Source organism: Cetobacterium sp. ZWU0022 (assembly GCF_000800875.1).
Lineage (GTDB): Bacteria > Fusobacteriota > Fusobacteriia > Fusobacteriales > Fusobacteriaceae > Cetobacterium_A.
Genome location: NZ_JRJZ01000184.1, coordinates 38,817 through 46,538, shown reverse-complemented (window position 1 = coordinate 46,538; position 7,722 = coordinate 38,817). Strand labels below are relative to the sequence as shown.

Here is a 7,722-nt window from a genome sequence, read left to right as displayed (position 1 = left end):
GAAATCTCCTATTATTTAGCTATTTTTTATTTTTTGTAATCTACCAGCTGAGTAGTTACAGAATGCAAGCATTAAGATATATACGATAGAATCACTGAAGAATGGTTTTAAAATTTCCATTGTACCAGGTTCTCTGTTGTTAGCAGCTATAAACTTTGTAACCTCTTCTGAAGTTAATCTGAATACTGCATTTTCAGGTAGTACCATTGCAAGTATTAAAGCTATAAAAGCAATTGTAGCAAAACCAGCAGCTCTTAACCCTTTTTTCTCTTCAGGAGTAATTTGATCATTTAAATTAACATCATCTTTTGGTCCTTTGTATTCACCTAATCTAGGTTCAACAATTTTATCAGTAATCCATGCTCCAACAAATGTAATTAAGAATGTAGAAGCAAACATGAAGAAGAAGTTAGCTGTAGGAGTAACTGAATATCCTGGTAAAACGATCTGCGCAGCCGTAGTAGTAATTCCTCCAAGTAGTGGATCAGTAGTTCCTATCAAAAGATTAGCTGAGAATCCACCAGAAACTCCGGCAAATGCAGCGGCTATTCCAGCAAGTGGATGTCTTCCGAATGATAAGAAGATAACAGCACCAAGTGGAATAAGAACAACGTATCCTGCATCTGATGCAATATTTGACATAACTCCAGCAAAAACAACAATAGCAGAAACTAGTTGTCTAGGAGTCGAAATAACAATCTTTTTAATAATAGAGTTTAGTAAACCTGTTCCTTCGGCTAATCCAACTCCAAGCATAGCAACAACGATTGAACCAAGTGCAGCATGACCTGTAAAGTTAGTAACTGTTGTACCAAAAATTGCTCTAATACCGCTTCTAGTTAGAAGGTTTTGAACATAAGTCGTTTTTTCAATAACTTGACCTGTTGCTCTTGAGATTTCTTTATAGTTAACAGAAACCCCCATTGACGAAAGAATCATAGAAAAGATAATTGTTACCACAAAGAAACCGAAGAACATCGCAACTGGATGAGGTAACTTGTTTCCTGTAACTTCAACAAAGTTTAGGAATTTTTCAAAAAAGCTCATTTTTTTTGTAGAATTTGTAGACATTTTTTCCTCCCTAATAATAAAGTGTCATAATGGAATAATTGTATAAATTGAAAAATTTTTTTCACAATTTCCATTTATGAAATATATTGAGTCTATTGATGTGGTATAGGCTCAACTGATTTTAACATAGATTGTATTATAAATCAATACAATTTTTTCAAAAAAAATTAAAAAAACGCATTTATTTTAAAAAATAGATGCGTTTTAAAAACTATAAGTTTATAAATAAAACAATTATTTAGAAAAAAGGCTAGCGTTTTCACCTGCAATCTTACCAAAAACAGTAATGTCAACCACAGCATTTCCACCTAATCTATTGCTTCCGTGTACTCCACCAGTAACTTCACCTGCAGCAAAAAGTCCAGGAATTGGCTCGTTATTAGATAGAACTTCAGCTTTATCATTTATTTTGATTCCACCCATAGTATGATGAACAGCAGGAGCCACCTCAACACTATAGAAAGGACCTTGATTTAATACAGTTGGTAAACTTTGTCTATTGAATTCAGAATCGTTTGCTTTTTTTACACTTTCGTTATATTTAGTGAATGTTTTCTCTAATTCTTTGGCTGAAATATCCAACTTTTCAGCAAGTTCTTTCAGAGAATCTCCTTTAACTAAGTAACCTTTTTTATCATAACTATCAATAGCTTTTAAACTATTTTTAACAGTTTCATCAAACATAAGGAAAGCACTTCCACCCTTTTGATCAAGTTCAGCTTTAGAAACAACATCTCTAGTATCTAATTCATTAACAAATCTTTTACCATCTCTATTGACAAGAATAGCACCATTACCTCTAACAGCTTCTGTTATCATAACACTGTTAGTAGGAATAACAGTTGGGTGAGTTTGAATTTGATCCATATCAACAAAGTCAACATTTAATTCTTTAGCCATAGTAATACCGTCACCAGTAGCTCCCTTATGATTTGTTGTTCCAAATCCTTCTAGAGATTGAACATATTCAACAATCATATCAGAGTTTGCACCAAAACCTCCAGTAGCAATTACAACAGATTTTGAATTAATAGTATACTTTTCTCCATTTGGAGCTTTAACGATAATTCCTCTAATAGCTTCACCGTCATATACCAGAGATTCTGCAAAAGTTGAAAGTCTGATATCTACACCAGAATTTTTAGCAGTTTTAGAAAGTGCAGCAATCATATCAGGTCCTACAGGTGCGCCTCCAGTTGGTCTATGAGTTCTATCAACACTCTGTCCACCCATTCTACCAAGATCTGTTAAATCAGCACCTTTAGAAATTAGCCAATCTACAATTTCAGCAGAAGAGTTAGCCATTTTTGTAACTAAATTTTTATTGTTAGTATTTTTTCCACCTTTCATAGTATCTTCTATAAAGATATTAACAGAATCTTTGATACCTTTATTTTTTTGGATAGAAGTCTCAGCAGCATTAAGTCCTCCAGTTGCATAATTAGTATTTCCACCTAAAATAGCGGCTTTTTCTACTAAAATAACTTCTGCTCCATTATCTTTAGCAGCGATAGCAGCAGTAAGACCAGCACCTCCACCACCAATTACTACAACATCAGTTGTAACATCATTATATGTAATAACTTTCTTTTCTCTACTAGTAAGCTTTGCTCCCGATTCTTTGACAGCTCTGTCAATGGCTCTTTTTAAACCAACACTAGTAGAAGTAGCTCCTGCTACATTATCTACTTTGATAGATTGAGTTTCAATAATATCTGCAATAATTGAGTTCATTCCATCTTTTGTAAAGCTACTTTCTTTCTCCTCTAAAACTTCAATATTTTTAATTTCATTGTCAATAATATTTACTTTGACTTTAATATCTCCATTATAACCTTTTGCTGTAGAAATAAATTCTTTTCCGTAAGTTAATGTTGTTGTTAGAAATAAAGAAGTTAAAAGACTAATATATTTTTTGTTAAAAAATTTCATAAAACACCCCTCCTAATTATTCATTTGTGTAATAATACTAATATACAGTAGTTATATTGTAAAGTATAAGTGATTAAAAATCAAGTTATATATAATAAAAAATGACGAAAAGTACATATTTCGTCATTTTTTTTTGTTTAAACTATTTTTTTTCCATGGTATTCAGTATTTGGTATTAAGTTATTTATATAATTAAAATTATCTTTTGTAACACCACCGCAAACGATAATTTTAATTTTGTCTTCAGCGATTTTAATAAGTGAATTCAAAAGCAAAGCACCTTCATGTGCTGTCGCTTTTTTACCAGATGTTAAAATTCTATCAACCCCTAATTTAGCTAAATTTAGAATTTCATTTTCAGGATTTTCTATTTCATCGATAGCTTTATGAAAAGTTACACTCATAGGTTTCGCTAAAGTCACAAGTTCTTCTAAAAGTTTGTAATCGATTTTATTATCCTCGGTAAGAACTCCAAAAACTACTCCAAGAACTCCAAGTTCTTTGCATATTTTGATATCTTCTTTCATGATTTCAATTTCATCACAAGAATACACAAAATTACCACCTCTAGGTCTAATCATAACAAAGCTAGGAATTGCTAACTCTCTAATTTTTTTAATGGTTCCATAAGATGGAGTTGTTCCACCTTCATAAAGATTTTCACAAAGTTCGATTCTATTAGCACCATTCTTTATTGCAATGACAGCTTCTGAATAAGATCCTACACAAGCCTCTAAAATAACAGGAGACTTTAAAATCTCTATTTTATCATTAGGAGAAATTTCTCCTCCTTTTATTACTTTTGCAAAGACACCTTCACGAGGCATAATACAATCACCAACTCTATAATAGATTTTACAGTGATGATGACATTGTTTACCTTTTTGAGTTATTTCTAATAAAGATTCTCCAATTTTTAAAATAGATCCAACGGCTAGATTTTTTAAATCAATATCTTGAATAATTAAATTTTCTCCAAAAGCTCCAAAATCAACATTTCCCCCTTTTTTATTAAAATCTTCAATTTTTTCGATTTCTAATAAACTAATTTGTCTATGCCAATTTCCAGCATGAGCATCTTTTTCTAGTCCAAAATTTTCAATTAGAACTCCTTTCTCAACGACTTTTTTTTCAGTTCCCTTGTTTTCGCTAATACAAATAGCAATAAGCTTTCCCATTTTATCCTCCTATTTCGTTCATCCCTTTTGTTTCAATATTTTCAACAGTTTCTAGAGAATTCATTTTATGTTCCTTAGGTTTTTTACTATAAATAGCTGCTTCTATAATTTCGGCCAATTCTTTGATAGATATATTTTTTCTAAGGTATTGAAGCAAATCAATGCCCTCGTTATAATGTAAACAAAGTTTTAAAAATCCACTAGATGTGACTCTGATACGATTGCATTTATCACAGAATCTATTTGATAGAGGACTTATAAAGCCAATTTCTCCTAAAAAATTAGGAATTTTATAGTATGTTGCAGGTCCATCTGTAGATTCGTTTGAGTTTACTAGAAGTTCATAGGTCTGTTTTATAAATGATATAATTTCAGAGTTCTTCATAGAGGTGAATTTTTTACCTTCACCTATAGGCATTAGTTCAATAAATCTAACTCCAATATTTAAATTTCTAGTTAAATTGACAAAATCTAAAATTTCATCGTCATTAATTCCCTTCATAATAACAACATTCAATCGAACTCTTTCAAAATTCATTTCGGAAATTTTTTTTATGGTTTCAAAAACTTTATCGAAATCTCCTCCACGAGTTATTTCACTATATTTTTTTTTATTCAAACTATCTAGACTTATATTGATTCTATTGAGTCCGTTCTCTTCAAACTCGTTTAGATTTTCTAAAAGGTTGAATCCGTTTGTAGTGATAGCTATTTTTTCTATTCCTTGGATTTTATTAATTTTTTTTAAAATTTCAGGAAAATCTTTTCTGACTAAAGGTTCTCCACCTGTGATTCTAATTTTTTTAATTCCAATTAAAGAAAATGCCTCAACAATTTTTTGAATGTCATCACTACTAAGCAGAGTTGAAGACTTTGAAAAACTATTAGGGTTTTCAGGAAGGCAGTATTGACATCTTAAATTACAGTTATCTGTAATAGAAAGTCTTAAATAATTGATTCGTCTGTTACTTCTATCTAACATGGCTCTCTACTCCTTAAAATATTAATTTTCGTAAGATTTTTTGAACTCAATTTTAGCATTTAGAAACTCTTCCATTTCTTGTAAAAGTTGGAATAAAGTAGCTCTATTTTCAAATTCAGCTCTAGTTTTTGGTAGTGGAAAATTTGAAAAAAGTTCTTTCAACTCTTTATGTTCTTTGATAAGAGGAGTTGTGTTTTTATCAATCTCAATATTCTCAGCAACCTTTGAAACAAACTCTGCAATAATAAGACTGTATTCATGAGTGATATATAATCTTTTAAAGCACGTTCTCATTCTTGTTAGTATTCTGTACTGTCTTCTTCTCATAGAGAAAAAATTTAGATTTTCATTACATTTATCAAAAAGAGAGTTGTCATAATCCAATAAAGAAAATTTTCTTCCCTCTTCTATTGTAGCTTTTAAAGTACGGAAATTTTTATCTTCATTAACAGAAACACAACTACATCTTAAGCTTTCTGCAATATCAATTAAAATTGTTTTAATAATATTATCAACTTTTAATTTTATAGAGTCGATAGCTTTAGAATTTGTAGGCATATAAAGGTTAAGTAAATTTCCAACAGATAAACCAAGTATTAATACATAAAATTCATTTAATAAAAAATCAATCGAAATCGATTTTTCACTTAAAATATGAGTGGCTAAAACAGTAGTCACTAGAAAACCTTGAACTATTCTAAATTTCATACAAAGAGGCATGAAAAGGAGAATGAATACCCCCAGTGTGATATACTGATATCCTAAAAAAGATGAAAGTAAAATAAATAGAGACATTCCTAATATTACTGCTAAAAATCTTTCGATAGTGATTTTGATACTATCATTTTTAGTTGCTTGAATAGAAATAATAGCAATTATACTTGCAGTCAATCCATATTTTATTCCGAAATAATCAGCAAGATAATAGGATAAGAAAGAAGCCAAAGCTGTTTTTAAAACTTTATGATCAAAATATTTAAACATTAAATCCTCCCGCAGTTTGTTGTTCATATATAAATTATATATAAAAAAATGAAAAATATCAAAGTAAAATCCATAAAAAAAATACCTCAAGCAAATTGATGAGGTATTTTAAAAAATAAATATTAAATATTGAAGAATATATCTATTGTTTCATCATCTGGTTTTTCTCCCAAATAAGAACCTATTATAAAAATAATTAAGCTCATAAAAATAACAGGAACAATTTGATGTAAGCCAGAGAAAGATATTTTGAAAACAGAGAAGTATATAAATGAAGCAACTCCGAATATCATAGATGAAATAGCACCAATCGCATTGGCTCTTTTCCAATATAATCCCATAATAATAGGACAGAAGAAGGCGGCTTCTTGGCCAGCAAGAGCAAATAGATTTATCCAAACAAGTAACTCAGGTGGATCAAGTGCTAATAGGAAAACAATAATTCCAACAAATAGTGATGTGAACAGTGAAAGTTTTTTCACTTTAATATCACTAGGATTTGGATTGATGTAGTTAATATATAAATCTTTTACAATAGTAGCTGATGAAAGAATTAAGAATGAATCAACAGTTGACATAATAGCAGCAAGAGGTCCACCTATAAATACACCGGCTAAGATAGGATGTAAATTAGAAATAGCCAAAGTTGGAATAATTTTATCTCCAATTTGTACTCCAGGAAGAATAGCGGCTCCCATAACTCCTATAAGATGCATAATCAACATAAGAATTCCAACAACAGATGTTCCAATAATCATAGCATTATGCATAGATTTACTATCTTTAAATCCCATACATCTAACTGATGTAGCAGGGAGACCAAGAATAGCTACTCCAACAAGCATCCAGAAAGATAGGATGAACGGCTTAGCAATTGCCCCACCAGCATCAGGAGTTAAAAGAGCTGGATTAGTTTGTTCGATAGTTCTCATAATATTTTCCATCCCACCCCCAACTTTAAGCATAGTAAAGAACAATATAGCTGAAGCAATAAGCATAACCCCGCCTTGTATGGCATCGGTTAAAGCAACAGCTCTAAAACCACCAATAGTAGTGTATGTGATTATAACCACAGAGAATATAATTAATCCGACCATATATGGTAGACCAGTAACACTTTCAAACAATCTTGCTCCTCCAACAAAGTTAGCTACAATTGTTCCTATGAAAAATATAAGCATAATAACTGAACCTAAAATAACGACGATATCATTTTTGTATCTAGCTCTTAATAAATCAGTAATAGTTAGACCACCAATTTTTCTTGAGATTATAGCTAGACGCTTTCCTAAAATACCTAAAGTAAGAAAAGCTGTAGGAGTTTGGATACAAGCTAAAAGAACCCATCCTAATCCCATTTTGTAGGCAACTCCAGGTCCACCGATAAACGAACTAGCTCCGATATAAGTAGCTATGATTGTCATTGCTAAGACAAAACCACCCATATTTCTACTTCCGATGAAATATTCTTCCATAAAATCAACACTACCACTATTTTTTATTTTATTAACTTTCCAAGCAACCCCCAACATTAAACAAAGATACAAAATAATCGGTAAAAGTATAAGCATTAAA

6 protein-coding genes and 1 pseudogene are annotated in these 7,722 nt (G+C 30.8%); all 7 read right to left on the bottom strand.

Features of this window, described 5'->3' with window-relative positions:
- Positions 1-15: 15 nt before the first annotated feature.
- The 7 genes and pseudogenes from L988_RS12495 to panF all read right to left on the bottom strand — a co-directional run bounded on the left by L988_RS12495 (position 16) and on the right by panF (position 7,718).
- A complete protein-coding gene (locus L988_RS12495; protein WP_081990346.1) occupies positions 16-1,071 on the bottom strand; it encodes an AbgT family transporter in 1,056 nt (351 codons plus the stop codon).
- A 234-nt stretch (positions 1,072-1,305) separates the two neighbouring features.
- Positions 1,306-3,003 carry a flavocytochrome c gene (locus L988_RS12490; RefSeq protein WP_047384740.1) on the bottom strand — a complete coding sequence of 566 codons (1,698 nt, stop codon included), beginning with the start codon at positions 3,001-3,003 and terminating at the stop codon, positions 1,306-1,308.
- Between the two features lie 137 nt (positions 3,004-3,140).
- Complete coding sequence (locus L988_RS14135; RefSeq protein ID WP_047384750.1) at positions 3,141-3,761, bottom strand: copper homeostasis protein CutC; 621 nt, start codon at positions 3,759-3,761, stop codon at positions 3,141-3,143.
- Positions 3,762-3,773: 12 nt separating this feature from the next.
- Positions 3,774-4,181 (bottom strand): annotated as a pseudogene (locus tag L988_RS14130) (MOSC domain-containing protein); the annotation flags it as partial.
- A 1-nt stretch (position 4,182) separates the two neighbouring features.
- On the bottom strand, positions 4,183-5,163 hold the full coding sequence (gene moaA, locus L988_RS12480; RefSeq protein WP_047384738.1) for a GTP 3',8-cyclase MoaA: 981 nt from the start codon (positions 5,161-5,163) through the stop codon (positions 4,183-4,185).
- Between the two features lie 21 nt (positions 5,164-5,184).
- The gene (locus tag L988_RS12475; RefSeq protein WP_047384736.1) at positions 5,185-6,147 is read right to left on the bottom strand and encodes an aromatic acid exporter family protein; all 963 of its coding nucleotides are present in this window, start codon (positions 6,145-6,147) and stop codon (positions 5,185-5,187) included.
- A gap of 122 nt (positions 6,148-6,269) precedes the next feature.
- Positions 6,270-7,718, bottom strand: a complete 1,449-nt coding sequence (gene panF / locus L988_RS12470; RefSeq protein ID WP_047384735.1) for a sodium/pantothenate symporter — start codon at positions 7,716-7,718, stop codon at positions 6,270-6,272.
- Between the last annotated feature and the right edge of the window lie 4 nt (positions 7,719-7,722).